Annotated in this window: 1 pseudogene; it reads left to right on the plus strand. The window is 57.7% G+C overall.

Features of this window, described 5'->3' with window-relative positions:
* Positions 1 to 273: 273 nt before the first annotated feature.
* Positions 274 to 1232 (plus strand): annotated as a pseudogene (locus MPRO_RS24970) (transposase); the annotation flags it as partial.
* Positions 1233 to 1335 lie beyond the last annotated feature (103 nt).

Genomic DNA, 1335 nt, shown 5'->3' on the forward strand with positions numbered 1-1335 from the left:
TGGTTGCACCAAACGCTTGACGCGCAAATCATTTCACTTCGTAGTCAGCGAAGTATAGACCTACTTACCAATTACCAGTTGCGCAATATGTAACTCAGCTGACTTACCCATCAGATTTTTTTTTTTCAAGCAGAAGACGGCATACGAGATGCTCAGGAGTCTCGTGGGCTCGGAGATGTGTATAAGAGACAGGGACCCCCCCCGGTGTCAGGGTAGTTGTCGCCTGATCAGTTTCATCTAAACCAAAGTCCCGGGGACGGAAAGAGTCATGCGATGCGACGTTATTCACCCGAGCGTAAAGAGGCCCTGCTGAAGAAGCTTTTACCGCCACACAATATGTCTGTGGCCGAGCTCGCCCGCCAGGAAGGCATCTCCGATGTAACCCTGTATGCTTGGCGCAAACAGGCCAAAGCGGGAGGCGCTGCGGTGCCCGGAGATCAAAAGTTAACGGATAACTGGTCAGCTGAATCCAAGCTGGCGGTGGTGATTGAGACCGCCGCGCTGTCTGAAATCGAGCTGAGCGAATACTGCCGCAGTAAAGGGTTGTATCCCCAGCAGGTCAAAGCGTGGCGTGACGCCTGTCTGTCGGGTCAGCAGACGGCCAAGGCCCAACGTCAGCTCGATCGCGAACAGGCCAAGGCTGACAAGAAACGTATCCGCGAACTGGAGCGTGAGCTGAGGCGCAAAGACAAGGCGCTGGCGGAGGCGGCTGCCATTTTGGTACTGCGAAAAAAGCTCAATGCCTACTGGGGGGACGACAGCGAGGACAGCTAACGGCGCTGTCGGTCCGGCAGGATTATGTCGCCTGGATTGCTGAAGCCATGGCCGCCGGTGCCCGAAAACAAGTCGCCTGCAAGGAACTGGCGATTAGTCTGCGCTCGCTGCAACGCTGGACACAGGAAGGCGCGCCGAAAGCCGATGGTCGCACGACCACGCCGCGGCCCACGCCGGCGAATGCCCTGACTGATGCTGAACGCGAGACGATCTTGCAGCTCTGCAACAGCACGGAATACGCGCATCTTCCACCGAGCCAGATCGTGCCCCGGCTGGCCGATCAGGGCCGTTATCTCGCGTCTGAAAGCAGCTTTTATCGGGTGCTGCATGCCGCCGATCAGCAGCATCGCCGGGGCCGCGTTCAGCGCCCGAAAAGGCATCCGGCACCCACGACGCACGCTGCGAACGGGCCGAACCAGCTTTGGTCTTGGGACATCACGTATTTACCCTCGCCGGTGCCTGTCTCCTCTACACATCTGAAGCTGCCGACGACTCCCTAGCTTTACTCACCGTACGTACTCGTCTCCGTAAACAAACACACCCCTCCGTCACTAGACAATA

Origin of the sequence: Marinobacterium profundum, assembly GCF_001528745.1 — a bacterium.
GTDB lineage: Bacteria > Pseudomonadota > Gammaproteobacteria > Pseudomonadales > Balneatricaceae > Marinobacterium_A > Marinobacterium_A profundum.